The organism is Streptomyces africanus (assembly GCF_030816955.1).
In the GTDB taxonomy this organism is placed as follows: Bacteria; Actinomycetota; Actinomycetes; order Streptomycetales; family Streptomycetaceae; genus Streptomyces; species Streptomyces africanus.
The window spans coordinates 6,031,744-6,057,059 of sequence record NZ_JAUSYP010000001.1; the positions used below are offsets into that span (position 1 = coordinate 6,031,744).

General features: G+C 71.0%; 22 protein-coding genes. 10 read left to right on the forward strand and 12 right to left on the reverse strand.

Annotation, left to right across the window (positions count from 1 at the left end; all coding sequences use genetic code 11):
* Positions 1–12: 12 nt before the first annotated feature.
* Both QF034_RS28200 and pta read right to left on the reverse strand, forming a co-directional pair.
* Positions 13–1,227, reverse strand: a complete 1,215-nt coding sequence (locus tag QF034_RS28200) for an acetate kinase (RefSeq protein ID WP_307177546.1) — start codon at positions 1,225–1,227, stop codon at positions 13–15.
* The gene (pta, locus tag QF034_RS28205) at positions 1,224–3,329 is read right to left on the reverse strand and encodes a phosphate acetyltransferase (RefSeq protein WP_307177547.1); all 2,106 of its coding nucleotides are present in this window, start codon (positions 3,327–3,329) and stop codon (positions 1,224–1,226) included. The genes QF034_RS28200 and pta overlap by 4 nt, the downstream gene beginning before the upstream one ends.
* Before the next feature lie 221 nt (positions 3,330–3,550).
* On the opposite strand from pta, the gene QF034_RS28210 reads away from it, so the two are divergent.
* Positions 3,551–4,576 carry an ATP-dependent 6-phosphofructokinase gene (locus QF034_RS28210; protein ID WP_307177548.1) on the forward strand — a complete coding sequence of 342 codons (1,026 nt, stop codon included), beginning with the start codon at positions 3,551–3,553 and terminating at the stop codon, positions 4,574–4,576.
* 18 nt (positions 4,577–4,594) lie between these two features.
* On the opposite strand, the gene QF034_RS28215 is transcribed toward QF034_RS28210, so the two are convergent.
* Entirely contained in the window at positions 4,595–5,332 is a 738-nt protein-coding gene (locus QF034_RS28215) for a helix-turn-helix domain-containing protein (RefSeq protein WP_307177549.1), read from the reverse strand.
* A 186-nt stretch (positions 5,333–5,518) separates the two neighbouring features.
* Here QF034_RS28215 and QF034_RS28220 point away from each other — a divergent pair, with 186 nt between their 5' ends.
* Positions 5,519–5,980 carry a PPOX class F420-dependent oxidoreductase gene (locus QF034_RS28220; RefSeq protein WP_307177550.1) on the forward strand — a complete coding sequence of 154 codons (462 nt, stop codon included), beginning with the start codon at positions 5,519–5,521 and terminating at the stop codon, positions 5,978–5,980.
* Between the two features lie 206 nt (positions 5,981–6,186).
* On the opposite strand, the gene QF034_RS28225 is transcribed toward QF034_RS28220, so the two are convergent.
* On the reverse strand, positions 6,187–6,726 hold the full coding sequence (locus QF034_RS28225) for a hypothetical protein (protein WP_307177551.1): 540 nt from the start codon (positions 6,724–6,726) through the stop codon (positions 6,187–6,189).
* Between the two features lie 54 nt (positions 6,727–6,780).
* On the opposite strand from QF034_RS28225, the gene QF034_RS28230 reads away from it, so the two are divergent.
* Together QF034_RS28230 and QF034_RS28235 are read left to right on the forward strand one after the other, a co-directional pair.
* Positions 6,781–8,118, forward strand: coding sequence for a gluconate:H+ symporter (locus QF034_RS28230; protein ID WP_307177552.1), 1,338 nt, complete (start codon positions 6,781–6,783; stop codon positions 8,116–8,118).
* Positions 8,119–8,163: 45 nt separating this feature from the next.
* Positions 8,164–9,501: an enolase C-terminal domain-like protein gene (locus QF034_RS28235; protein WP_307177553.1), complete on the forward strand. Its 1,338-nt coding sequence runs from the start codon at positions 8,164–8,166 to the stop codon at positions 9,499–9,501.
* Positions 9,502–9,820: 319 nt separating this feature from the next.
* Here the strand turns inward: QF034_RS28235 and QF034_RS28240 are convergent, their stop codons facing one another.
* The 5 genes from QF034_RS28240 to QF034_RS28260 all read right to left on the reverse strand — a co-directional run bounded on the left by QF034_RS28240 (position 9,821) and on the right by QF034_RS28260 (position 15,483).
* Positions 9,821–10,660, reverse strand: a complete 840-nt coding sequence (locus QF034_RS28240; protein WP_307177554.1) for a carbohydrate ABC transporter permease — start codon at positions 10,658–10,660, stop codon at positions 9,821–9,823.
* Between the two features lie 5 nt (positions 10,661–10,665).
* Positions 10,666–11,586 (reverse strand): carbohydrate ABC transporter permease, encoded by a 921-nt coding sequence (locus QF034_RS28245; RefSeq protein ID WP_307177555.1) that lies wholly within the window; start codon positions 11,584–11,586, stop codon positions 10,666–10,668.
* Between the two features lie 16 nt (positions 11,587–11,602).
* Complete coding sequence (locus QF034_RS28250) at positions 11,603–12,970, reverse strand: extracellular solute-binding protein (protein ID WP_307177556.1); 1,368 nt, start codon at positions 12,968–12,970, stop codon at positions 11,603–11,605.
* A 129-nt stretch (positions 12,971–13,099) separates the two neighbouring features.
* Entirely contained in the window at positions 13,100–13,798 is a 699-nt protein-coding gene (locus tag QF034_RS28255; RefSeq protein WP_208641705.1) for a response regulator, read from the reverse strand.
* Complete coding sequence (locus QF034_RS28260; protein ID WP_307177557.1) at positions 13,795–15,483, reverse strand: sensor histidine kinase; 1,689 nt, start codon at positions 15,481–15,483, stop codon at positions 13,795–13,797. The genes QF034_RS28255 and QF034_RS28260 overlap by 4 nt, the downstream gene beginning before the upstream one ends.
* A gap of 177 nt (positions 15,484–15,660) precedes the next feature.
* Between QF034_RS28260 and QF034_RS28265 the strand changes: the two genes are divergently transcribed.
* Complete coding sequence (locus tag QF034_RS28265; RefSeq protein ID WP_307177558.1) at positions 15,661–17,055, forward strand: cation:dicarboxylate symporter family transporter; 1,395 nt, start codon at positions 15,661–15,663, stop codon at positions 17,053–17,055.
* A gap of 81 nt (positions 17,056–17,136) precedes the next feature.
* Here QF034_RS28265 and QF034_RS28270 read toward each other — a convergent pair whose 3' ends face one another.
* Positions 17,137–17,754 carry a TetR/AcrR family transcriptional regulator gene (locus QF034_RS28270; protein WP_307177559.1) on the reverse strand — a complete coding sequence of 206 codons (618 nt, stop codon included), beginning with the start codon at positions 17,752–17,754 and terminating at the stop codon, positions 17,137–17,139.
* A gap of 106 nt (positions 17,755–17,860) precedes the next feature.
* Here QF034_RS28270 and QF034_RS28275 point away from each other — a divergent pair, with 106 nt between their 5' ends.
* Positions 17,861–19,534, forward strand: a complete 1,674-nt coding sequence (locus QF034_RS28275; protein ID WP_307177560.1) for a DHA2 family efflux MFS transporter permease subunit — start codon at positions 17,861–17,863, stop codon at positions 19,532–19,534.
* Here the strand turns inward: QF034_RS28275 and QF034_RS28280 are convergent.
* Together QF034_RS28280 and QF034_RS28285 are read right to left on the reverse strand one after the other, a co-directional pair.
* Entirely contained in the window at positions 19,531–20,430 is a 900-nt protein-coding gene (locus tag QF034_RS28280) for an aldo/keto reductase (protein ID WP_307177561.1), read from the reverse strand. The genes QF034_RS28275 and QF034_RS28280 overlap by 4 nt on opposite strands.
* Before the next feature lies 1 nt (position 20,431).
* Entirely contained in the window at positions 20,432–21,346 is a 915-nt protein-coding gene (locus QF034_RS28285) for an NAD-dependent epimerase/dehydratase family protein (RefSeq protein WP_307177562.1), read from the reverse strand.
* A 45-nt stretch (positions 21,347–21,391) separates the two neighbouring features.
* On the opposite strand from QF034_RS28285, the gene QF034_RS28290 reads away from it, so the two are divergent.
* From QF034_RS28290 to QF034_RS28305, 4 genes are all read left to right on the forward strand, one after another.
* A complete protein-coding gene (locus QF034_RS28290; protein ID WP_307177563.1) occupies positions 21,392–21,901 on the forward strand; it encodes an Lrp/AsnC family transcriptional regulator in 510 nt (169 codons plus the stop codon).
* A gap of 29 nt (positions 21,902–21,930) precedes the next feature.
* Positions 21,931–22,344 carry a MerR family transcriptional regulator gene (locus tag QF034_RS28295; RefSeq protein WP_307177564.1) on the forward strand — a complete coding sequence of 138 codons (414 nt, stop codon included), beginning with the start codon at positions 21,931–21,933 and terminating at the stop codon, positions 22,342–22,344.
* A complete protein-coding gene (locus QF034_RS28300) occupies positions 22,338–22,655 on the forward strand; it encodes a thioredoxin family protein (RefSeq protein WP_307177565.1) in 318 nt (105 codons plus the stop codon). The genes QF034_RS28295 and QF034_RS28300 overlap by 7 nt, the downstream gene beginning before the upstream one ends.
* Positions 22,656–22,851: 196 nt before the next feature.
* Positions 22,852–25,083 (forward strand): HelD family protein, encoded by a 2,232-nt coding sequence (locus QF034_RS28305; protein WP_307179995.1) that lies wholly within the window; start codon positions 22,852–22,854, stop codon positions 25,081–25,083.
* The last annotated feature ends 233 nt before the right edge of the window (positions 25,084–25,316 follow it).

The window sequence follows — 25,316 nt, forward strand, 5'->3', positions numbered from 1 at the left end:
GCGGGATGCCGCTCAGGTGTGATTCCCCGAACCAATTACCAGCGCGTAGGTCTGTGTCGCGATCTCCAATTCCTCGTCAGTAGGTACCACCGCCACCGCGACCCGGGCACCCTCGGGCGAGATCAGCCGCGCCTCGTCGCCGCGTACGGCGTTGCGCTCGCCGTCCACCGCGAGGCCCAGCTCCTCCAGACCCGCCAGGGCGGCCTCCCGCACGGGCGCCGCGTTCTCGCCGACGCCGGCGGTGAAGGCCACCGCGTCCACCCGTCCGAGTACGGCGTAATAGGCGCCGATGTACTTCTTCAGGCGGTGAATGTAGATGTCGAACGCCAGCTCCGCCTGCTCGTCGCCCTCGTCGACGCGGCGGCGGATCTCCCTCATGTCGTTGTCGCCGCACAGTCCGATCAGACCGCTCTTCTTGTTGAGAAGAGTGTCGATCTGGTCGGCGGACATTCCACCAACACGCATCAAATGGAAGATGACGGCCGGGTCCATGTCTCCCGAGCGCGTACCCATCACGAGCCCCTCCAAAGGCGTCAGCCCCATGGAGGTGTCCACGCAGCGCCCGCCCCGCACGGCCGAGGCCGACGCCCCGTTGCCCAGGTGCAGCACGATCACGTTCGTCTCGGCGGGGTCCTTGCCGAGCAGCTCGGCGGTGGCCCGGGAGACGTAGGCGTGGGAGGTGCCGTGGAAGCCGTAGCGCCGGATGCGGTGCTCGTCGGCCGTCTTCACGTCGATCGCGTAGCGGGCGGCCGACTCCGGCATCGTCGTGTGGAACGCGGTGTCGAAGACGGCGACCTGCGGCAGGTCGGGCCGCAGCGCCCGGGCCGTGCGGATCCCGGTGAGGTTGGCCGGGTTGTGCAGCGGGGCGACCGGGATGAGCCGCTCGATCTCGGCGAGCACGGCGTCGTCGATCACGGTCGGTTCGGTGAAGGACTTGCCGCCGTGCACCACCCGGTGCCCGATCGCGGCCAGTTCGGGCGAGTCCAGGCCGAGACCGTCCTTGGCGAGCTCCTCGGCGACGGCCTTCAGGGCGGCGTCGTGGTCGGCGATCGCCCCGCCGCGCTCCCGGCTCCCGCCGCCGGCCGGGGTGTGCTTCAGCCGGGAGGTCTGCTCGCCGATGCGCTCGACCAGGCCCACCGCCAGCCGGCTGTCGTCACGCATGTCGAGCAGCTGGTACTTCACCGACGAGGAGCCGGAGTTGAGGACGAGGACGCGGGTGGGGCTCACTGGGCGGTTGCCTTCTCGCTCGGGGACGGGGCGGGGGACTGGGCCTGGATCGCCGTGATGGCGACCGTGTTGACGATGTCCTGGACGAGGGCGCCCCGGGACAGGTCGTTGACCGGCTTGCGCAGACCCTGGAGCACCGGGCCGACGGCGATCGCGCCGGCCGAGCGCTGCACGGCCTTGTAGGTGTTGTTGCCGGTGTTCAGGTCGGGGAAGATCAGCACGCTCGCCTGCCCGGCGACCTCGGAGCCGGGCAGCTTGGTCGCCGCGACCGACGGCTCCACGGCGGCGTCGTACTGGATCGGGCCCTCGATCTTCAGGTCGGGCCGGCGCGCGCGCACCAGCTCGGTGGCCTCGCGGACCTTGTCGACGTCGGCGCCGGAGCCGGACGTGCCCGTGGAGTACGACAGCATGGCGATCCGCGGCTCCACGCCGAACTGCTCGGCCGTGGTCGCCGACTGGATGGCGATGTCGGCGAGCTGCTGGGCGTTCGGGTCCGGGTTGACCGCGCAGTCGCCGTAGACGAGGACCTTGTCGGCCAGGCACATGAAGAACACCGACGAGACGATGTCGGCGTCCGGCTTGGTCTTGATGATCTCGAAGGCGGGGCGGATGGTGGCGGCCGTGGAGTGCACCGAGCCGGACACCATGCCGTCGGCGAGGCCTTCCTGGACCATCAGCGTGCCGAAGTAGTTCACGTCGGAGACGACGTCGTACGCCAGTTCCACGGTGACGCCCCGGTGGGCGCGCAGAGCGGCGTACTTCTCGGCGAAGGCGTCCCGCAGGTCGGAGGTGGCCGGGTCGATCAGCTGGGTCTCGCCGAGGTCGATGCCGAGGTCGGCGGCCTTCTTGCGGATCTGGTCGACCGGGCCGAGCAGGGTCAGTTCGCACACGCCGCGGCGCAGCAGCACCTCGGCGGCGTGCAGCACCCGCTCCTCGGTGCCCTCGGGCAGGACGACCCGGCGCAGGTCGGAGCGGGCCTGTTCCAGCAGCTTGTGCTCGAACATCATCGGCGTGACGCGGTCGCTGCTCGGGGCGGAGACGCGGCGGCGGGCGAGGTCGGCGGTGTCGGCGTACCGCTCGAACAGGCCGAGCGCCCGCTCCGCCTTGCGCGGGGTGGCCGCGTTGAGCTTGCCCTCCAGGGAGAACAGCTGCTCGGCGGTGGGGAAGCTGGTGCCGGCCACCGACAGCACCGGGGTGCCGGGCGCGAGGCGGTCGGCGAGCGTGAGGATGTCGTCGCCGGGCACCTCGTCCAGGGTGAGCAGCACGCCCGCTATCGGCGGGGTGCCGGCGCTGTGCGCGGCGAGGGCGCCGACGACCAGGTCGGCCCGGTCGCCCGGGGTGACGACGAGACAGCCCGGTGTCAGGGCGCCCAGGAAGTTCGGCAGCATCGCGCCGCCGAAGACGAAGCCGAGCACGTCCCGGGCCAGCCCCGAGTCGTCGCCGAGGACCACCTTGGCACCGAGGGCGTGGCCGATCTGCGAGACGGTCGGGGCGGACAGCGCGGGCTCGTCGGGCAGGACGTAACACGGCACCGGGAGCCGGGAGCCGAGCTGGGCGGCGATCGCGTCGCGGTCCTCGCGGGCCACCCGGTTGGTGACCATGGCCAGCACGTCGCAGCCCAGCGTGTCGTAGGCCCGGTAGGCGTTGCGCGTCTCGGCGAGCACCGACTCCACGGTCTGTTTGCGGCCGCCCACGACCGGGATCACGGACGCGCCGAACTCGTTCGCCAGCCGGGCGTTGAGCGACAGCTCGTCCGGGAGCTGGGTCCCGGCGTAGTCGGTGCCGAGGACCAGGACCACGTCGTAGTCGCGGGCGACCAGGTGGAAGCGGTCGACGAGCGTGGACACCAGCTCGTCCGTGCCGGCCTCGGCCTGGAGGGCGGACGCCTCGTGGTAGTCCATGCCGTAGACGGTCGCCGGGTCCTGGGCGAGCCGGTAGCGGGCGCGCAGCAGCTCGAAGAGGCGGTCGGGCCCGTCATGGACGAGGGGGCGGAAGACGCCCACCCGGTCCACCTGCCGGGTGAGGAGCTCCATGACCCCCAGTTCGACGACCTGGCGGCCGTCGCCGCGGTCGATGCCGGTCACGTACACGCTGCGGGTCACGCGCGCTCTCCGTTTCGTCTCGAGTGGGGGTGTGTATCAAGCCAACGGCTATCCAGCCACGGGCACAAAAATCGCCCACCGAGGTGAGCAGAACCCTCTTGACAATACCTCCGCCGATAGATAAGGCGCCCATCAGCCTCGGGGTGCCGCACCGGGCTGTGGAGCGTGAAACAATCGGCAGAGGCTCACCGGTATCAACAGCGAGCAGGAGACACAGCACGATGCGTATCGGAGTTCTCACCGCAGGCGGCGACTGCCCCGGCCTGAACGCCGTGATCCGGTCGGTCGTGCACCGCGCGGTCGACAACTACGGCGACGAGGTCATCGGCTTCGAGGACGGTTACTCGGGCCTGCTGGACGGCCGCTACCGCACGCTCGACCTGAACGCGGTCAGCGGCATCCTGGCCCGCGGCGGCACGATACTCGGGTCGTCACGGCTGGAGCGCGACCGGCTCCGCGAGGCCTGCGAGAACGCCTCCGACATGATCCACGAGTTCGGCATCGACGCGCTGATCCCGATCGGCGGCGAGGGCACGCTCACGGCGGCCCGCATGCTGTCCGACGCCGGTCTGCCGGTGGTCGGCGTCCCGAAGACGATCGACAACGACATCTCGTCGACCGACCGCACCTTCGGCTTCGACACGGCGGTCGGGGTCGCCACCGAGGCGATGGACCGCCTGAAGACCACCGCCGAGTCCCACCAGCGCGTGATGGTGGTGGAGGTCATGGGACGCCACGCGGGCTGGATCGCGCTGGAGTCCGGCATGGCGGCCGGTGCGCACGGGATCTGTCTGCCGGAGCGGCCCTTCGACCCGGCCGATCTCGTGAAGATGGTCGAGGAGCGCTTCGCCCGCGGCAAGAAGTTCGCGGTCGTCTGCGTCGCCGAGGGCGCCCACCCCGCCGACGGCACCATGGACTACGGCAAGGGCGCGATCGACAAGTTCGGCCACGAGCGCTTCCAGGGCATCGGCACGGCACTCGCCCACGAGCTGGAGCGACGGCTCGGCAAGGAGGCCAAGCCGGTCATTCTCGGCCACGTCCAGCGCGGTGGCTCGCCCACCGCGTACGACCGGGTGCTCGCCACGCGGTTCGGCTGGCACGCGGTGGAGGCCGCGCACCAGGGGCACTTCGGCAGGATGACCGCGCTGCGCGGGACGGACATCGTGATGGTGCCGCTCGCGGAGGCCGTGACCGAGCTGAAGACGGTGCCGAAGGACCGCATGGACGAGGCCGAGTCGGTCTTCTAGAGCCGCGCCTGTGCCGGGCTAGGCCGGGCTCTTCGGGATCCTCGTCCAGAAGTGCTCGACGATCCGGTCGAGGAAGTCGCGGGCGGCGTCACCGGCGTCGGTCCTGCCGCCGCCCCAGCTCAGCGTGGCGGCCATGTGCCCCTGGTAGTCCTGGTGCAGCCCCTGGAGGGCGCCCTCCAGGAACGGCCGGTCCAGGGGCACGACCTTGGCCACCGGGCGTACGTAGGCCTGCCAGCGGGTGGTGACGGCGTTGCGCAGCAGTTCGCCGAGCTTGGCGTCGCGGCCCGTGACGGAGACGAAGTCGGGCAGGCGCAGGCCGAGCAGATCGGCGAGGGCGGCGGACTGGCGGTCGGTCCCGCGCCAGGTGTCGGTCTCCTCCATCCGCAGATAGGCGTGGAGTTCGTGCCCCACGGCACGGGCCACGTCCTCCGGCGCGAAACCGCGGGCGATGCGGTGCTCGCGCAGGGTGCGGGGTCTGCCGATGAGTTCGCCGGGCGAGCACCACAACACCCCAGCGAGTGCGGTGAGTTCGGAGCCGGAAGGGGCCGCCGCCCCGCGTTCCCAGGCCGTGACGTGGCCGGGGGTGATGTGGGGGTGTCCGTAGGAGACGCGTATGTCGTGGGCGACGTGCTCGGGTGACATGCCGAGGGCCGCGCGCAGCCGGCGGGCGGCGGGGGCGTTGAAGGGCGGGGGCGTCGGGGTGGTGGGCAGGGGGTGGGGTGCGGGCTGGCTCGGACGGGCTGAAGGTCGGCGCACGGGCCACAAGCTAGGGGCGCGGGACTGCGGTGACTACGGTCTGTTCGGCCAGGATCACGGATTGTAGGAAGCTACGGCTACCGGCGGGTTCGACCGGGGCTGAAGATCGTCTGTCGGTCGGGGCGGAGATACGGCGAGGATGGCGCCGGGCCCGGCGAGCGCGGGCCCGGAAAGGCGGCCAGTCAAGTGAACGGCAAGCTCAGTGGGCATATTCGCGAGCGTCTCCTCGCGAAAAACTTCTGGCACCTCGCGACGGTGGGTGCGGACGGTGCGCCCCAGGTGTCGCCCATGTGGGCGGACATCGAAGGGGAGTACGTCATGGTCAACACGTCGATCGGGCGGGTGAAGGAAGAGAATCTGCGGCGCAATCCGTACGTTTCGCTGTCCCACCACGACCCCGGGAACCCGTACGACCGGGCGGAGATCCGGGGGAAGGTCGTCCGGTTCGTGGAGGGCGAGGAGGCGGAGCGGGCGATGGACCGGCTCGCGCGGAAGTACCTCGGGGAGGACCGGTATCCGTGGCTGCTGCCCGGGGAGCGCCGGGTGATGCTGCTGATCGAGCCGACGCGGGTGCGGAGGCTGGAGGGTGTGGAGCCGTTCCGGGCGGGGGTCCTGCCGGACGGGGCGGCTGACGGGGCGGCCGGCTGAGGGGCGCAGCGCACGGCTGGGCGGGGCGGTGGTGCCGGGGCGCCGTGCCCGGCTGGGCGGGACGGCGGTGCCGGGGCGCGCCGTGCCCGGGTGGGCGGGACGGCGGTGCCGGGGCGCCGTGCCCGGGTGGTCGGCCGCCCGCAGGGGCGTGGGGGCGGGTCGGACAGGTCCGACCCGCCCCCCTCGCTCGCGGTGCCCGGTCCGCTCTACTCGCTCAGCGACGCCGCGAGACGGGCGGCGGTCTTCTCACCCGCTCGCTGTTTGACCAAACCTTCCTTGGCGGCTGCGCGGAGCCTGACTTTCGCGCCGCCCACCCCGCTTCCTGTCACCAGCGCGGTGACCACCACGGGATTCAGGCCGCCGAAACCACCGCCGGCGACGACCCGGATCGTCTCCTGGTCCACGCCGTGCTCGACCTGCATGGACCCGCCTGCTCGTCCGGCTCGGCCGAGCACTTCGGCGACACGCTTGACGGCCTCGTCGAACGGCAACGGCATGACGAGGTCGATCTCATGGACGTTCTTCCTCATCGCCTTGGCGACAAGCCGGGTCAAGTGACCGCTGCCGCCACTCGCTGCGCCTAGAGCGGCAAGCTCATCGGCCAGGATCTCGTCCTCGCTCCCGCGAGCCGGCTTCACGCGCGGACACCTCTGCGCTTCTGCATGCGGCTCATCGTAGGTCCGCGCGAATCCGTGATCACCCGGCCATTGACCCGGCACGTTCACCCACTTAGCCTCCATCTTCATACGTGGACGCCGTCTGCATATAGGGATGGGACACCGGTTCAAAGGGGAACTGCCTTGCCTCTGCTCGTAGTCGGAATCAGCGTTCTGGTTCTGCTCCTTCTCATGACCAGGCTGAGACTGAACGGCTTCGCGGCCCTGCTGCTCGTGGCGGTCGGGGTCGCACTCGTCCAGGGGATTCCGGTGGCGACCGTCCCGGACGTCCTCTCCGAGGGCATCGGGGACCAGATCGGCGACACCATGCTGACCATCGGACTCGGCGCCATGGTCGGCCGGGTGATGGGGGACGCGGGCGCCGCTCAGCGCATAGCCGGCAAGCTCCTCGACGCCTTCGGGCCGCGCTGGGTCCAGGTCGCCATGGTGGTCACGTCCATGCTGATCGGCGTGACCATGTTCTACGAGGTCGCGTTCGTGATCATCGTGCCCATCGCGTTCACCCTGGTCAGGGTCACCGGCGCGAAGCTGCTCTGGGTCGGCCTGCCGATGTCCATCGCCCTGTCCACGATGCACAGCTTCCTGCCGCCGCACCCCGGCCCCACCGCCGTCGCCGCGACCTTCCACGCCTCCGTCGGACTGACGCTGTTCTACGGCCTGTTCGTCGCCGTGCCCGCCGGTGCGCTCATCGCCCTGACGTGGCCTCGTCTTCCGTTCGTCGCGCGGCTGACGCCGGCCATCCCCAAGGGCCTGGTCAGCGATCGCGAGTTCACCGACGAGGAGCTGCCGGGCCTTGGCTGGTCGCTGTTCGTGGCGCTGTTCCCCGTCGTGCTGATCGTGGCCGCCGCCGTGACCGACATGGCCGCCTCGGGTGACAGCCCGTTCCTGCACGTCGTCGCCTTCGTCGGGTCGGCGCCGATCGCGCTGCTGCTGACCCTGTGCCTGGCGGTCTGGGTGTTCGGGCCGCGGATCGGGCGCAGCCTGAGCGACGTCGGCGCCTCATGCGGCTCGGCCGCCCAGGCGATGGCGATGATCCTGCTGGTGATCGGCGCGGGCGGGGCCTTCAAGAACGTCCTCGTCGAAGGCGGGATCTCCGACTACATCAAGGACGTCACGGACGGCTGGTCCATCTCGCCGATCGTCCTCGCCTGGCTCGTCGCCGTCATCCTGCGCATCGCGCTCGGCTCGGCAACGGTCGCCGTCGTCACGGCCTCCGGGGTGGCGCTGCCGTTGCTGGCGGGCAGCGGGGTGCACCCGGAGATCATGGTGCTGGCCGTCGCCTGCGGCTCCATCGCCTTCTCCCACGTCAACGACCCCGGGTTCTGGCTGTTCAAGGAGTACTTCAACCTCTCCGTCATCGAGGCGATCAAGGTCCGCACGTCCTATACGACGACGCTCGCCGTGCTCGGGCTGGGCGGGGTGCTCGCCGTCGAGTGGGTCCTCGACGTCCTGAGTCTGTGAACCGCATCTCGCTCTGTGAACCGTATTTCTGAGAAAGGGCACCTGATGAGCAGCAGGCAGCAGCCGACCGTCACGGCGTTCGCCGTCTACCCCGTCGCGGGCCGGGACAGCATGGAGCTGAACCTCTCCGGCGCGCACGGCCCGTACTTCACCCGCAACATCGTCGTCCTCACCGACTCCGAGGGGCGCACCGGGCTGGGGGAGGTGCCCGGCGGGGAGAAGATCACGCGGACGCTGCGGGACGCCGAGCCGCTGGTCGTCGGGGCGAAGGTGGGGGACTACAAGCGGGTGCTGCGCGAGATCGGCGAGCGGTTCGCCGACCGGGACGCCGGGGGGCGGGGTGCCCAGACGTTCGACCTGCGGACCACGGTCCATACGGTGACCGCGGTCGAGTCGGCGCTGCTCGATCTTCTCGGGCAGCATCTGGACGTGCCGGTGGCGGCGCTGCTGGGTGACGGGCAGCAGCGGGAGTCCGTGCGGGTGCTGGGGTACCTCTTCTACGTCGGTGACCCGGACCGGACGGATCTGGAGTACGTCCGGGAGCCCGACGCGTCCGTGGAGTGGTACCGGGTGCGGCACGAGGAGGCGCTGTCGCCGGAGGCGATCGTGCGGCAGGCGGAGGCGGCCTACGAGCACTACGGGTTCCGGGACTTCAAGCTCAAGGGGGGTGTGCTGGCGGGGGTCGAGGAGGTCGCGGCGGTGCGTGCGCTCAAGGCGCGCTTTCCCGGGGCGCGGATCACCCTGGACCCGAACGGGGCGTGGTCGCTGCGGGAGGCGGTGGAGCTGTGCCGGCCGTTGGTGGGCACGCTCGCGTACGCCGAGGATCCCTGCGGGGCGGAGGGCGGTTACTCCGGGCGGGAGATCCTCGCGGAGTTCCGGAGGGCCACGGGGTTGCCCACGGCGACGAACATGATCGCGACGGACTGGCGTCAGATGGCTCATGCCCTGGCTCTCCAGTCGGTGTCCATTCCGCTGGCGGATCCGCACTTCTGGACCATGCAGGGGTCGGTGCGGGTGGCGCAGTTGTGCAACGCGATGGGGCTGACGTGGGGGTGTCACTCCAACAACCACTTCGACATCTCGCTGGCGATGGTGACGCACTGCGGGGCGGCGGCGCCGGGGGAGTACAACGCGCTGGACACGCACTGGATCTGGCAGGAGGGGCTGGAGCGGCTGACCGTCTCGCCGCCCCGCATCGTCGGCGGGGAGATCGCCGTCCCCGACGCGCCCGGGCTGGGCGTGGAGCTCGACATGGACCGGCTGCTGGCTGCGCACGAGCTGTACCGGGAGAAGGGGGTCGGGGCCCGGGACGATGCGGTGGGGATGCGGTACCTGGTGCCTGGCTGGGAGTTCGACGCGAAGCGGCCGTGTCTGGTGCGGTGATCGCCGGTGGGCGGTGTGCCTGCGGCGGCCTGTGGCTGCTTCGGTGGGGGTGCGCGTAGCGCCTGCTCGCCGGTGGTGGGTCGGGGCCGCGCCGGGGGGTGTCCGTCCTCGGAACGGCGCGATGGGGTCGGACGCCGACTGACTGTCCGTTGACGCGCCAACCGCTGCGGGCGGACACCCCCCGACACGTCCCCTTCCGTGCGCCGGCGGGTGCGGGTGCGTCGTGCTTGCCCTGGCTGCGGGCAGTCGTGCCTCACCCAGTGCCTCAAGGGCCTGGGAGGTGCCCCCAGGGGGCAAAGGTGGGCGGCACAGACGCCGGTCAGCCCTTGACCGCCCCTCCCAGGGCGAAGCCCCCTCCCAGGCGTCTGGCGATCAGGACGTACAGAAGGATCACCGGTGTCGAGTAGACGACCGAGAACGCCGCCAGTTGCCCGTACGCCACCATTCCCCGGTTCCCGAAGAAGTCGTTGATGCTGACGGACGCCGGCATCTGGTCGGGCGTGAGCAGGAGCATGAAGGGGACGAAGAAGTTGCCCCACATCATGACGAAGGAGAAGACCGTCACGACGGCCACGCCCGGGCCCATCAGGGGCAGCACGACGCGGATCAGGGACTGGAGGGACGAGGCCCCGTCGGTCCAGGCCGCCTCTTCCAGTTCCTTCGGTACGCCGTCCATGAAGTTCTTCATCAGCCAGATGGCGTACGGCAGTTGGGACGCTGCGAAGAAGAAGATCGTGCCCTGCATGGTGTCGATCAGGTCCACCCGGACGAAGAGCGCGTAGACCGGGACCATGATCGCCGTGATGGGCAGGCTCGTCGCGAAGAGGATCGTCAGCAGGAACGGGCGGTTGAAGCGGGAGCGGAACCGGGAGAGCGGATAGGCGGCCAGGGCCGCGCAGACCACCGTCAGGAATGTCGCGCTGCCGCACAGGATCAGGCTGTTGAGGAGGGGGGTGAAGGTGATCTCGGGCGTGAGGATCGCGTCGAAGTTGTCCAGGGTGAGGCCGTCGGGTGTCTTGACCCGGAGGTCGGCGTGGGGGTCCAGGGAGGACAGGACGACCCAGGCCAGGGGGAGGACGAACGCGGCGGCGACCACCAGGAGGCCCGCGTCCGCCGCCAGGCGTCGGGCCGCGCGGCGGGAGGCGAGGGTGAGGGCCATGCGGGTCAGACCTCCGTCCGCAGCAGGCGCAGGTAGACGAGGGAGAAGAGGGAGCCGACCAGGAGGAGCAGCAGGGCCACCGCCGTGCCGTAGCCGATCAGGCTGTTCTGGAAGGCCTGTTCGTACATGAAGAGCGGCAGTGTTTGGCTCTTGCCGCCCGGGCCGCCCCTGGTCATCACCCAGATCAGCCCGAAGACCGAGAGGGTCTGGAGGGTGTTGAGCATCAGGTTCGTGGCGATGGAGCGGCGGATCATGGGGAGGGTGATGTGCCACATGCGGCGCCAGCCCCCGGCCCCGTCCACCTCGGCGGCCTCGGTGATCTCCTGGGGGATCTCGTTCAGCGCGGCCGAGTAGACCAGCATCGAAAAGGCCGTGCCGCGCCAGACGTTGGCGAAGGACACCGCCAGGATCGGGAGGGTGAACAGCCAGTTCTGGGAGGGCAGGTGGAGCCAGTCCAGGAGGGCGTTCAGGGTGCCCTCGCGGCGGAAGAAGGCGTAGAGCAGGAAGCCGGCCACCACCTCCGGCAGGACCCAGGCCGTGACCACGATGCCGCCGGTGAGCGTGCGGACCGGTTTCGACGCGCGCCGCATCAGCGCCGCCAGGGCGAGGCCCAGCGTGTTCTGCCCGACGAGGGACGACAGGACGGTGAACACCAGGGTCAGCCATACGGCGTTGAGGAACGCCTCGTCCCCGAAGGCCCGGGTGAAGTTCTCGAAGCCGACGAACGAGTCCTCGGCCTGGCCGGTGAGCTGGAGGTCGGTGAAGGCGATGAAGACGCAGTAGGCGATCGGGCCGGCCAGGAAGAGGAGCAGGAGGACGACGGCGGGCGTGAGGGGCAGGACCCGCACCGGCAGGCGGGGGCCGCGTCCCGGGTGCGTGGCCTCGGGCGTGTTGGCGAGCGGCGGGCGGGGTGCGGTGGCGGTCATGCGCGGCAGCCCTCGCTCACCGCTCGACCACCTCGTCGTCCGTCGCGTCCTTGAGCGCGTTCGTGTAGGCGCTCGTCGCCTCGTCCACCGACGCGTCGCCCGTGGTCACGCTCTCCATCGCCTCCTGGATGGCCGTGGAGACCTTCGGATACGCCGGGTAGGCCGGGCGGTAGTGCGTCGAGGCCACCAGGTCGGTGAAGAACGTGATGCCCGGCTGGGCGGTGGCGTACCCGGGGTCCTTCGCCACGTCCTCGCGGACCGCGATGCCGGAGTTGGCGACGTACCACTTCTGCGCGTTGGCCTTGGTCTGCATCGTCTTGATGAACGCGAAGGCCAGGTCCGGGTTGCCGGCCTTGGCCGGGATCGACCAGGTCCAGCCGCCGGACATGCTCACCTTGCCGGGCGCCTGGCCGTTCTGGGTCGGCATGGCGGCCAGGCCCAGCTTCTTGGACCACTCGGGCCATGCGTGGCCGCTGCCGGGCAGCCAGTCCTGCGGCAGCCAGGAGCCGTCGAGGGCGATGCCGAGCCTGCCCTGCGGGAGCCACTCGCCGCGCACCCGGGTCATGACGTTCGGGTCGAGCGCGTCGGAGACGTCCGGGCCCAGCTTCTCCTTGTAGACCGTCTCGACGAAGGCGAGGGCGTCCTTGAAGCCCTGGCCGCCGGCGATCCACTTCTTCGCGTTCTTGTCGTAGAGGGGGTCCGTGCGGCCGTCGTTCGTGCCGTAGAGCAGCATCTCGAAGGTCTGCATGGTGGCCGCCTCGCCGACCGGCTTGCCCGTGTAGACGTTGAGCGGGATGACGCCGGGGACCTTCTGTTTGATGGTGCGGGCCGCGGTCAGGACGTCCTTCCAGGTCTTCGGCTGCCAGTCGGCGGGGAGGCCTGCCTTGGCGAAGATGCCCTTGTCGAACCAGAGTCCGCGGGTGTCGGTGCCGTCGGGGACGCCGTACGTCTTGCCGTCCTCGCCCTTGGCCGCCGCCTTCGCCGTGTCGATGAACCGGTTCCAGTCGGGCCACTTGGCGAGGTACGGGTCGAGGGGCTTGAGATAGCCGCTGGTGATGTCCGAGTTGATGAGGAACGTGTCCTCGTAGACCAGGTCGGGTGCGGTCTTGGGGGAGCGGAGCATCTGCTGGAGCTTGGTGTAGTACTCCGAGTCCGGGGCCTTGATCGGGACGAGCTCGACCTTCTTGCCCGGGTGGGCCTTCTCGAACTGCTTCTTGATGTCCGCGAGATAGGTGTCCATCACCTTGATGGAGTTGTCCGTGGACTGTTTGAAGGAGACCTTCACGGTGTCGGGGTCGCTGCCGGAACCGCCACCGCAGGCGGTGAGGGTGGTGGCGGCGAGGGCCAGGACGACGAGAGGTGTGAGAGCGGCGGTGGGGCGCACGGCACGAACCTCCTACGGGCGCACTTCGTTGTGGCCGGGACGGCTGCGTGGTGAACGTAAGTTGAGTGGTCTAGTCAGGTCAATGCGTGTGCGCAGGTTCGGTAGTCGGCGCTGGTAGCTGACGGGCCGTCAGTGGCCCGTGACCCAGCGGTACTGCAGCTCCGGGCGCCCCACCGTGCCGTACTGCGGGCGGCGGGCCGCGCGGCCCGCGTCCACCAGGTGTTCCAGGTAACGGCGGGCCGTGATGCGGGAGATGCCCACGGTCTCCGCCACACCCGCGGCCGTGAGGCCCTCCGCGCTGTCGCGCAGGGCCACGGTCACCCGCTCCAGCGTCGGTGCGCTCAGGCCCTTCGGCAGGGCGGCCGGGCCCGGGGCGCGCAGGGCCGCCAGCGCCCGGTCGACCTCGTCCTGGCCGCTCGCCTCGCCGACCGCGGCATGGAACTCGGCGTACCGCACGAGACGGTCCCGCAGGGTCGCGAAGGTGAACGGCTTCAGGACGTACTGCACGACTCCGAGGGAGACGCCCTCGCGCACGACCGCCAGATCGCGCGCCGACGTCACCGCGATCACGTCCGCGTGGTGTCCGGCCGCCCGCAGGGACCGCGCGAGGTGCAGTCCGTGTACGTCCGGCAGGTGCAGGTCGAGCAGGAGCAGGTCGACGGGGGTGCGCTCCAGGGCCCGGCGGGCCTCCGCGCCCGTGTGCGCCTTGCCCACCGCGACGAAGCCGGGGACGCGGCCGACGTACAGCACGTGCGCGTCGGCGGCGACCGGGTCGTCCTCCACGACCAGGACGCGGATGTCCCTCTCGGGCGTGCTGTCGCTCGTCATGCGTTGCCTCCAGCGCCTCTGGACACCGAGGTCCTGGATGTCACGCCCTCGGCCACCGCCCCCGACTCCCGCAGCGGCAGCCGTACCTCGAACTCCGCCCCGCCCCCCTCGGCCTCCGACACCGACAGCGCCCCCTCGTGCCGCTGGACCGCCTGCCGTACCAGGGCCAGCCCCAGGCCCCGGCCGCTCGGCCCCGCCGGCTTGGTCGAGAAGCCGCGCCGGAAGACCGCCTCGGCGTGTTCCGGGTCCACGCCCGGGCCCGTGTCCGAGACCCGCAGCACCAGCTCCGGGGCGGCCTCGGGGTCCCCGGGGTCCGACGTGTCCTGGGTGTAGGCCGCCACCGTCACCCGCGCCCGCGCGCTGCCCTGCGCCGCGTCCACGGCGTTGTCGATCAGGTTGCCCAGGATGGTCACCAGGTCCCGTGCCGGCAGGGACTCCGGCAGCAGGCCGTCGTCCAGGCTGCTGTCCTCCGACACCATCAGCTCCACGCCCCGCTCGTTCGCCTGGGCCGTCTTGCCCAGCAGCAGTGCCGCCAGCACCGGCTCGCTCACCGCCGCCACGACCTGGTCGGTCAACGCCTGTGCCAGTTCCAGCTCGGCCGTCGCGAACTCCACCGCTTGCTCCGCCCGACCCAGCTCGATCAGCGAGACGACCGTGTGCAGCCGGTTCGCCGCCTCGTGCGCCTGCGAGCGCAGCGCCTGTGTGAAGCCCCGCTCCGAGTCCAACTCGCCCATCAGCGACTGGAGTTCGGTGACGTCGCGCAGGGTGACGACCGTACCGCGCCGCTCGCCGCCCGACACCGGAGACGTGTTGATCACCAGGACCCGGGACGCCGTCAGATGCACCTCGTCCACCCGCGGCTCCGAGGCCAGCAGCGCGCCCGTCAGCGGGGCGGGCAGCCCCAGCTCCGCCACCGACCTGCCCACCACGTCCCCGGCCACGCCGAGCAGCTCCCGCCCTCCGTCGTTGATCAGCGCCACACGGTACTGCCCGTCCAGCATCAGCAGCCCCTCGCGTACGGCGTGCAGGGCGGCCTGGTGGTAGTCGTGCATCCGGCTGAGCTGGGCCGCGTTCATGCCGTGGGTGTGACGGCGCAGCCGGGCGTTGACGACATAGGTGCCGACGGCGCCCAGGACCAGTGCGCCGGCCGCGACGCCGAGCAGGGCCGTCAGCTGGTCCTGCACCCGATGGCTGATCTCCTCGACCCGGATGCCCGCGCTGACCAGGCCGACGATCTTCTTGCCGTCCTGGATCGGGGTGACCGCGCGGACCGAGGGGCCGAGCGTGCCGGTGTAGGTCTCGGTGAAGGTCTGGCCCTTGAGGGCCTTCTCGGTGTGGCCCTGGAAGGGCTGGCCGATCCGGTCCGGGTCGGGGTGCGTCCAGCGGATGCCGCGCGGATCCATGATCGTTATGAAGTCGACCTCGGTGTCCCGCATCACCCGCAGCGCGTACGGCTGGAGCCGGCCGGTCGGGTCGGAGCCGCGGGCCGCCTCCAGCACCGAAGGGGAGTCGGCGACGGACCGCGCCACCGCCCTGGCCTGGCGCCGGGCCGCCTCTTCGGCCTGGCTGCGGTCGCTGACGTAAGTGAACAGCGCGTATCCGGCCACGACGACCGCTATCAGGACGGCCTGCATGGCGAAGAGCTGGCCCGCCAGGCTGCGGGGACCGGGTACGGAGAAGCGCATGCCGTCAGTCTGCCTCGTGGCTGATTGTGAACTAAATGAACGGAAGGGTGACCGCGCTCACAGAGCAGGACATAGTCACGGCATTCCCCAATACGCATCCCCGGGAGTTCCCCGCTCCCTGTCCCGGACGTGAGCCGCACGCCGGTGATGCCGACGACGTCGTCAAGGAGGGCCGCCGTGACCAGCGCAGCCGATACGGCACCTGCCGCACGCAAACCCAAGCGGGACCGCACGCACTATCTCTACATCGCGGTGATCATCGCGGTCGCCGCCGGTATCGCGGTGGGTCTGGCCGCACCCGACTTCGCTGTCGAGCTGAAGCCGATCGGGACCGGCTTCGTGAACCTGATCAAGATGATGATCTCGCCGATCATCTTCTGCACGATCGTGCTGGGCATCGGCTCGGTGCGCAAGGCCACCAAGGTCGGCGCCGTCGGCGGTATCGCCCTCGGCTACTTCATGGTGATGTCGCTGGTCGCTCTGGGCATCGGCCTGGTCGTCGGCAACATCCTGGAGCCGGGCTCGAGCCTCGCGCTGACGGACGCGGTCAAGGACGCCGGTCACGCACAGATCGACCCCGAGGCCACCACGAACACCGCCGACTTCCTGCTGGGCATCATCCCGACCACGATGGTGTCCGCCTTCACCAACGAGTCGGTCCTGCAGACCCTGCTGATCGCCCTGCTCGCCGGCTTCGCGCTCCAGGGCATGGGCTCGGCGGGCCAGCCGATCCTGCACGGTATCGAGCACATCCAGCGGCTCGTCTTCCGCATCCTCGCCATGGTGATGTGGGCCGCCCCGATCGGTGCCTTCGGCGCCATCGCCGCCGTCACCGGCTCCGCCGGCGTGGACGCGCTCAAGAGCCTCGCCGTGCTGATGCTCGGCTTCTACGTCACCTGTTTCCTCTTCGTCTTCATCGTGCTCGGCATCCTGCTGCGCGTGATCTCCGGCCTGAACATCCTCACGCTGTTCAAGTACCTGGGCCGGGAGTTCCTGCTGATCCTGTCCACGTCCTCGTCCGAGTCCGCGCTGCCGCGGCTCATCGCGAAGATGGAGCACCTGGGCGTCAGCAAGCCGGTCGTCGGCATCACCGTCCCGACCGGCTACTCCTTCAACCTCGACGGCACCATGATCTACATGACCATGGCGTCCCTGTTCATCGCCGACGCGATGGGCACGCCGATGTCGATCGGCGAGCAGATCCCGCTGCTGCTCTTCCTGCTGGTCGCCTCGAAGGGTGCCGCCGGTGTCACCGGCGCGGGCCTCGCGACGCTGGCCGGTGGTCTCCAGTCGCACAAGCCGGCCCTGGTGGACGGCATCGGCCTCATCGTCGGCATCGACCGCTTCATGAGCGAGGCCCGCGCGCTGACCAACTTCGCCGGGAACGCCGTGGCCACCGTGCTGATCGGCACCTGGACGAAGGAGATCGACAAGGACCGTGTGAACCAGGTCCTCGCCGGTCACCTGCCCTTCGACGAGAAGACGCTGCTGGACGACGCGCACGGCGGCCCGGCCGACGGGCAGGCCGAGGTGCCCGAGCAGGGCGGCGAGAAGGAGCTGGCGAAGGCCTGACGGCCGCGCGCCACGCCCCCGCGAGACTCCGGGCGGCTGAGTGTCCCCCCGTCGCTCAGCCGCCCGGTCAGCACATCCAGATCAATCGTTCAGCTTCGCCACCAGCTCGGTGGCCTTCGAGGCGGGCACGCCCGCCGCGGTCAGTACCGTGACCGCGGCGCAGCGGCCCGCCTCTTGTGCTGCCACGAGCCCGTCGTTCACCGCCTCCATCAGCGCGACCAGCATCTGCTCGTGCACGTACGCCAGGGCCGGCGCGGGCAGCGGTGAGCTGAAGACGCCCTCGTCGAGGCCGCGCCGGAGCACCCCGGTGGCGGCCTCCCGGACGGGGGCGAGCCGCTCCCGGATGCCCTGCATGGTGACCGTGCGCTGGGCGAGCGCGATCAGCAGCCGGTAGCGGTCGGCCAGTTCCCACACCGCCAGCACCGAGCGGGCCACGGACTCCGCCGGGTCCTCCACGCCCTCCCGGCCCGCCGCGTGCGCGGCCGACAGGGACTCCACCGCCTCGTCGACGAGGGTGCTGATCAGCGCCTCGCGGCTCGGGAAGTGCCCGTACACGGTCCGCCGTACGACGCCCGCGGCGCGTGCGATCTGGTCCATGGACGCGTCGGGGTCGCGCAGCAGCTCCGCGAGGGCGACGTCGAGGATGCGGCGCCGGTTGGCGTCGGCGCGGCTGGTGGTGCCCGTGGTCATGGACGCCATTGTGCCCCTCCTCCATCGACTTGCACAGTGCTGTGCAACGGCGTACATTGCACAGTGTTGTGCAAATGCACACCCATGTGCAAGTCTGAGGAAGGCGATCCCTGCCATGCGACTCGTCATGACCGAACCGGCCGAGAGGATGGACCGCCCCTACGCACGCCGCTGGTGGGCGCTCCTCGTGCTCTGCCTGAGCCTGCTGATCATCGTGATGGCGAACACCGCCCTCACCGTCGCCGCGCCCGCCATGACCGAGGACCTCGGCCTGTCCAGCGCCGACCTCCAGTGGGTCATCGACGGCTACACCGTCCCGTACGCCGCGTTGATGCTGCTTCTCGGCGCGATAGGCGACAAGTACAGCCGCCGGGGCGCTCTCGTCCTCGGGCTGGTCGTCTTCGGCGGCGGTGCCGTCTCCGGCTACCTCGCCGACAGCGCCACGGCCGTGATCGCGGCGCGTGCCGTGATGGGCGCCGGCGCCGCGATGATCATGCCCGCGACGCTGTCCCTGCTCGCGGCGACCTTCCCGCGCGCCGAACGCGCCAAGGCCATCACCCTGTGGACCGCCACGGCCGGACTCGCCATCGCGGCCGGTCCGCTGGTCGCCGGGGCGCTGCTGGAGCACCACGGCTGGTCGTCGACGTTCCTCATCAACGTGCCCATCGCCGCTCTGGCCGTCGTCGGAGCGCTCGTCCTCGTACCGCCGTCCAGGTCCGGCCACCAGGGGCGGATCGACTACGGCGGCGGACTGCTGTCGGTGGTGTGGATCGGCGCGCTCGTCTACATGATCATCGAGGGTCCGCACTTCGGCTGGGGCGTCAAGGCGGTCACGGCGGCGGTCGTCGCCGGCGCCGGGCTCATGGCCTTCGTGCTCTGGGAGCTGCGCCACCCGCGCCCCGTCCTCGACGTGCGCCGCTTCACCGACCGCCGCTTCGCGGGCTCCAACCTCGCCGTCGCCCTGTTCTTCCTGGCCGTCTTCGGTGCCTTCTACTACCTGACCCAGCACCTCCAGTTCGTCCTCGGCTACGACGCCCTGGACACGGGCCTGCGCATGCTGCCGCTGGCCGGTGCCGTCTTCGTGGGCTCCGCCCTCACCGGCTACCTCACCCCGCGGGTCGGCATGAAGTGGACCGTCACGGCCGGCATGGTCGGCGGTACGGCGGCCCTGGCGCTGCTCACCCGGGTCGACTCCGGGTCGTCGTACGGCGACTTCGTCGCGCCCCTGATCGTGCTCGGCCTCGCGATCGGGCTCGCGCTGTCGCCCTGCACGGACGCGATCATGGGGGCGTTCCCGGAGTCCCAGCTCGGCGTCGGCGGCGCGGTGAACGACACGTCGCTGGAGCTCGGCGGGTCGCTCGGCATCGCCGTCCTCGGCTCGCTGCTGGCCACCTCGTACTCCGGCCACCTCGCGGACGCGACAGCCGGCGGCAGGCTCCCCGCCTCCTCGCTGGAGACGGCCCAGGACTCCGTCGGGGCCGGGTACGCCGTCGCCCGGGGCATCGGTGACAAGGCCCGGCAGCTGGCCGAGCAGGCGGCGCACACGAGTGACCCCCAGCAGGCGGAGCGGCTCAAGGCGCAGGCCGGGCAACTCGCCGGCGGGGCACGGCAGATGGCCGATGCGGTGGGTTCCTCCTTCGCCGACGCGGTCGCGCACACCAGTCTGGTCGGGGCCGTGATCCTGGGCGTCGGGACGGTCGTGGTGGCGCTGCTGCTGCCCGGCAACGGGAAGGCCGCGGACCAGCCTGCCGAGGACGACAGGGAGTTGGAGTCCGTCGGGGCCCGCTAGACGCGGACCGGCTCGGCGGCTTCGTCCAGGCGGGCCTGCTCCTCCTTGGTGAGCAGCAGGTCCGCCGCGGCCGCCGAGTCCCTGGCCGTCGCCGGCCGGCTCGCGCCCGGGATCGGGATGACGGTGGGGGAGCGCGCCAGCAGCCAGGCCAGGCCGACCTGCTGGGGGCTGACACCGCGGGCCGCCGCGACCTCGTGGAAGGCTGCCAGGTGTTCCCTGCCCTCGGTGCGCGACGGTCCGTCCAGGGAACTGCGGGCCAGCCCGCCCAGCGGGCTCCACGGCAGGAACGCCAGCCCCAGTTCCGCGCAGAGCCGCAGCTCCGGCTCGCTGTCCCGGACGGCGGGGGAGTACCGGTTCTGCACCGACACCAGCTTCTCGCCGAGGATCTCCCGCGCCCGGCGGATCTGGTCCGCGTCCGCGTTGGACACCCCGGCCAGCCGGATCGTGCCCGCGTCGAGCAGCTCCCGCAGGGCGCCGACCGACTCCTCGAAGGGCACGTCGGGGTCCGGCTTGTGGAGGTGGTAGAGGCCGATCGCCTCCACACCGAGGCGCTTGCGGGAGGCCTCGGCGGCGGCCTTGAGGTGGCGCGGGGAGCCGTCCACCGTCCAGTCGCCGCCGGCCGGGCGGCCCCGGCCGCCCTTCGTCGCCACCAGCACGCCGGAGGTGTCACCGCCGTAGGCGGCCAGCGCGCGGGCCAGCAGACGTTCGTTGTGGCCGGGCTCCGCACCCGGCAGATGGTACGAGTCGGCCGTGTCGAGGAGGGTCACGCCCGCGTCGAGCGCGGCGTGCACGGTGGCCAGCGCGCGCTCCTCGTCCGGGCGCCCCTCGATGGACAGCGGCATCGCGCCGAGCCCGATCACGCTCACCCGCAGCCCGCCAAGTGTCCTGTACCGCATGTCAGTCGCCCTTCCCGAGCGTCTCGGCGACGGCACGCGGCAGCCACTGCCGGGCGTCGGTGAAGGTGAAGCCGAGCCCAGCGGCCCGGGCGTTGTCCATGCCGTAGGAGCGGCGGAAGGAGAACGGCGAGACCTCGCCGACCTCGACGGGCCGGAACACGGCCCGGCCACCCGGGACGTGCGCGGCCACCGCCTCGCACAACTCCTCGGTGCTCAGCGTCCCGTGCGAGGCGGCGTTCACCGGCCCGGCGAAGTCCTCCCCCGCCGCCCAGGCGAGGAACCGGGCGATCTCCTCGACGTGGACGTAGGTGGCCGGCCGGTTCACCACCGGCACGGCGATCGGCTCGCCGGTGCGCATCCGCTCGGCGTAGTGGGCCAGCCGCCCGGTGAAGTCGTCGGCCCCGCCGAGCACATGGGCCACCCGCACCGCCGTGTACGGGAACGCCGGGCCGTCGGCCGCGAGGACCGCCTCGGCCTGCCGCTTGCCCTCCCCGTAGTTGGTCTCCAGGAACGCCGGGTCGTCCCAGGGCAGCCCGAGGTCGACGGTGACCGTGGCCGGGTCGACGGCCTCCTCGCGCACGAGGGCGGGGGAGTCCTCGTACTCGTACACCTCGACCGTGGAGGTCATCACATAGCGGCGGGTACGGCCGGAGAAGACACGGCGGGCGACGGCCGCCTGACGGGGTGTGCAGCAGACCTGGTCGACGACGACGTCGAAGACGCGCGAGCCGAGCGCGCCCGTCAGGGACCGTTCGTCGTCCCGGTCGGCGACCAAGTGCTCCACGCCGGCGGGCGGCGGGGACGATCCCCGGTTCAGCACGTAGACGCGGTGCCCTTCGGCGAGCAGCCGTGCGATCAGACGCTTTCCGACGTAACGGTTCCCGCCGATGACCAGTACTTCCAGGGCCTTTTCCATGACCATAATTCTCCTGGCGTACATCGACGTCCTGAAGGGGGAACCATGGGAGTTCCGGCCGCCGCGCCGAAAGAACCACGGCATCTGCGCACCACCGCCGACGAAACCTCGGTGGCCTTCGACGCGCTGGACCGGCAGATCCTCCAGCTGCTCCAGACCGACGGCCGGATCAAGCTCAGCGAGCTGGGCCGCCGGGTCCGGCTCAGCCCGGCGGCGGTCACCGAGCGGGTGCGGCGCCTGGAAGCGGCGGGCGTGATCAGCGGCTACGGCGCCCACGTCGTACCGGCCCGGCTCGGCTACGGCATCCAGGCGTTCATCCGGGTCGACCCGCACGGCGGCTACAACCTCAAGCACCCCAGGACCCTGGAGCTGATCGAGCGGCCCGAGATCACCGAGGTGCACCACGTGGTCGGGGAGGACTGCTGGATCCTCAAGGCCGCGGTCCGGGACACCGTCCACCTGGAAGAAGTGCTGGAGGCGGTCTCCGCGCTGGGCCGCACCACCACGTCGATCGTGCTGACCTCCCCGGTGCAGCGGAAACCGCTGTTGCCTTGACGTCGGCGTCAAGGACTACGTTCGACGGCATGCGAATCGGCGAGCTGGCCGCACGGGCCGGGACCACGACGCGGACGCTGCGGTACTACGAGTCGCGGGGGCTGCTGCCCGCGCGACGTGAGGGCAACGGATACCGGACGTACGACGAGTGCGACCTGAAACTGCTGGAGCAGATCAGGACGTTGCAGGACTTCGGGTTCGACCTGGAGGAGACGCGGCCCTTCGTGGAGTGTCTGCGGGCCGGGCATCCCGAGGGCGACACCTGTCCGGCGTCCCTCGCGGTCTACCGGCGCAAGCTGGACGAACTCGACTCCCTGATCGGTCAGCTGACGAGCGTGCGGGAGACGGTCGCCCGGCAGCTGGCGCGGGCCGAGCTGGCCGCCGAGGCGGAGGCTCCGGGGGGTCCGGAGCCACAGTGCGAACTGGGGAGACGAGCATGGTGACCGATGTGACGGACGCGGACTTCGAGGCGGAGGTGATCGGCGCCGACCTGCCGGTGCTGGTGGAGTTCACCGCCGACTGGTGCCCGCCCTGCAAGCAGATGGGGCCGGTGCTGAAGGCTCTCGCCGCCGAGGAGGGCGACCGGCTGAAGGTGGTCCAGCTCGACGTGGACTCCAACCCGGAGACCACGAACGCCTACAAGGTGCTGTCGATGCCGACGTTCATGGTCTTCCGCGACGGTGAGCCCGTGAAGGCGATGGTGGGCGCGCGGGCGAAGCGGCGGCTGCTGGCGGAACTGGCCGACGTGCTGTAGACGACGAGCCCGGAAGCACGCAGGTCCGGAGGCCCGGAAACGAGGAAATCCCCCGAGCAATTGCGCTCGGGGGATTTCCTTGCGTATATTGGTTCATTCGTGACTTCAAGTCGATTGAAGTCATAGTGAAGTTCAGTGAGCACAGTATATCCGGGCGGGAGCGGAATTGTCAAACACCGAATTTCCGGACGATGAATTGCGGCAGGAGCAGGAATTCATCGACGGGTTGTACGCGCGCGTGGACGCGCTGCGCGGCGACGCCGAGACCTCCGTCACGGACGCGCTCGCGCAGGGCAACACCCCCATGCAGGCCAGACTGGAGCGGGACATCCTCGTCGCCGAGCGATCGGGGCTGCTCGCCGCGCTGAACGCGGTGGACGGCTCCCTGTGCTTCGGCCGGATCGACCTCACCTCGGGCGTGACCCACCACATCGGCCGCATCGGCCTGCGCAGGGACGACGCCGAGCGCACACCGGTCCTGATCGACTGGCGTGCCGAGGTCGCCCGCCCCTTCTACCTGGCCACCGGCCACACCCCGATGGGGCTGAGGCGCCGGCGGCACATCGCCACCGACGGCCGCAGGGTCACCCACCTGCACGACGAGATCCTCGACCTCGGCGACGAGACCCGCACCGGCCACGAGGACCCGGCCGGCGACGCCGTGCTGCTCGCCGCGCTCAACTCCGCGCGCACCGGCCGGATGAGCGACATCGTGCAGACCATCCAGGCCGACCAGGACCGCATCATCCGCGCTCCGCACCGCGGCGTGCTCGTCGTGGAGGGCGGCCCGGGCACCGGCAAGACGGCCGTCGCCCTGCACCGCGCCGCGTACCTGCTGTACGAGCACCGGGAGCTGCTCGCCAAGCGGGCGGTGCTGATCGTCGGGCCGAACCCGGCGTTCCTCGGCTACATCGGTGAGGTGCTGCCCTCCCTCGGTGAGACCGGTGTGCTCCTCGCGACCGTCGGCGAGCTGTTCCCCGGCGTGAAGGCGACCGCCACCGACACGCCCGAGGCCGCCGCCGTGAAGGGCCGCGACGGCATGGCCGACGTCCTCGCCGAGGTCGTCAGCAGCCGGCAGGCGCTGCCCGACCCCGTGATCGCCATCGAGCACGAACGTGAAGTGCTCATGCTGGACGACGGTCTGGTGAACGTCGCCCGCGAGCGCACCCGCGCCGCGAAGCTGCCGCACAACGCGGCCCGCGAGCACTTCGAGGGGCACATCCTCAACACCCTCACCGAGCTGTACGCCGAGCGCATCGGCACCGACCCCTTCGACGGGTCCAGCCTGCTCGACCCCAGCGACATCACCCAGATCCGCGACGACCTCGCCGAGAACCCCGAGGTCTGGGCCGCCATCGACCAGCTGTGGCCGCTGCTGACCCCGCAGCGGCTCGTCGCCGACTTCCTCGCCGCGCCCGAGGAGTTCCTGTCCGCCGAGGACGCCGCGGCCGTACGCCGCCCGGTGACCCGGCGCTGGACGGTCGCGGACGTGCCGCTGCTCGACGAGGCCGCCGAACTCCTCGGCGAGGACGACCGGCTGGCCCGGGAGCGCGCGCAGCGCGAGCGGGAGCGGCAGATCGCCTACGCACAGGGCGTGCTGGACGTGTCCTACGCGTCCCGGACGTACGAGTTCGAGGACAAGGAGGAGGACGACCCCGAGTCCTCCGAGGTGCTGTCCGCGCACGACATCATCGACGCCGAGCGGTTCGCCGAGCGGCACGAGGAGGACGACCACCGCAGCGCCGCCGAGCGCGCCGCCGCCGACCGCACCTGGGCGTTCGGGCACATCATCGTGGACGAGGCGCAGGAGCTGTCGCCGATGGCGTGGCGGCTGCTGATGCGGCGCAGCCCGACCCGCTCGATGACCCTGGTCGGCGACCCCGCGCAGACGGCGGAGGCGGCCGGTGTCGGCTCCTGGGCGGGCATCCTCGCCCCGTACGTCGAGGACCGCTGGGAACACACGCGGCTGGGCGTCAACTACCGCACACCGGCCGAGATCATGGACGTCGCCGCGGCCGTGGTCCGCGCCGAGCACCCGGACTTCGAGCCGCCGAGCTCGGTCCGCTCCACGGGCGTACGCCCCTGGGCACGGGCCACCGACGACCTCCCGGGCGCCGTCGCCAAGGCGGTCGGGGAACTCACCCCGGCCGAGGGGCGGCTCGCGGTGATCGCCCCGCGCGACCTGCACCGCGGCCTCGCCGCCCGGCTGGACGGCGTGACGGCGGGCGCCGAACCCGACCTCACGCAGTCGGTCGTCCTCCTCGACCCGCGCCAGGCCAAGGGCCTGGAGTTCGACTCCGTCCTCGTGGTCGAGCCCGCCCGGTACGGCACCAGCGACCTGTACGTCGCCCTGACCCGCGCCACCCAGCGGCTCGGAGTGCTGCACACCGGGGAGCTGCCCGCGTCCCTGTCGGAGGCCTTCGTGTAGCCCCCGTCGCGAACGCGCCTGCAAGACCTCCCCGCTGCCGATGACGCCCTTCCGCAGGGGCTCACGCGGGCAGGGGGCGGTGTCCGGGAACAGGAAGGCGTCGTCCGCCGTCATGATCACCGCCCAGGTGACGGCGCCGAGCGGAACCGACCAGAAGACCGTTCCACCACGGCCCCTCGGGCGCGCAGGGCGGCGAACCCGAGGGGCACGGCCGTGTGCATGCGGCCACCCCA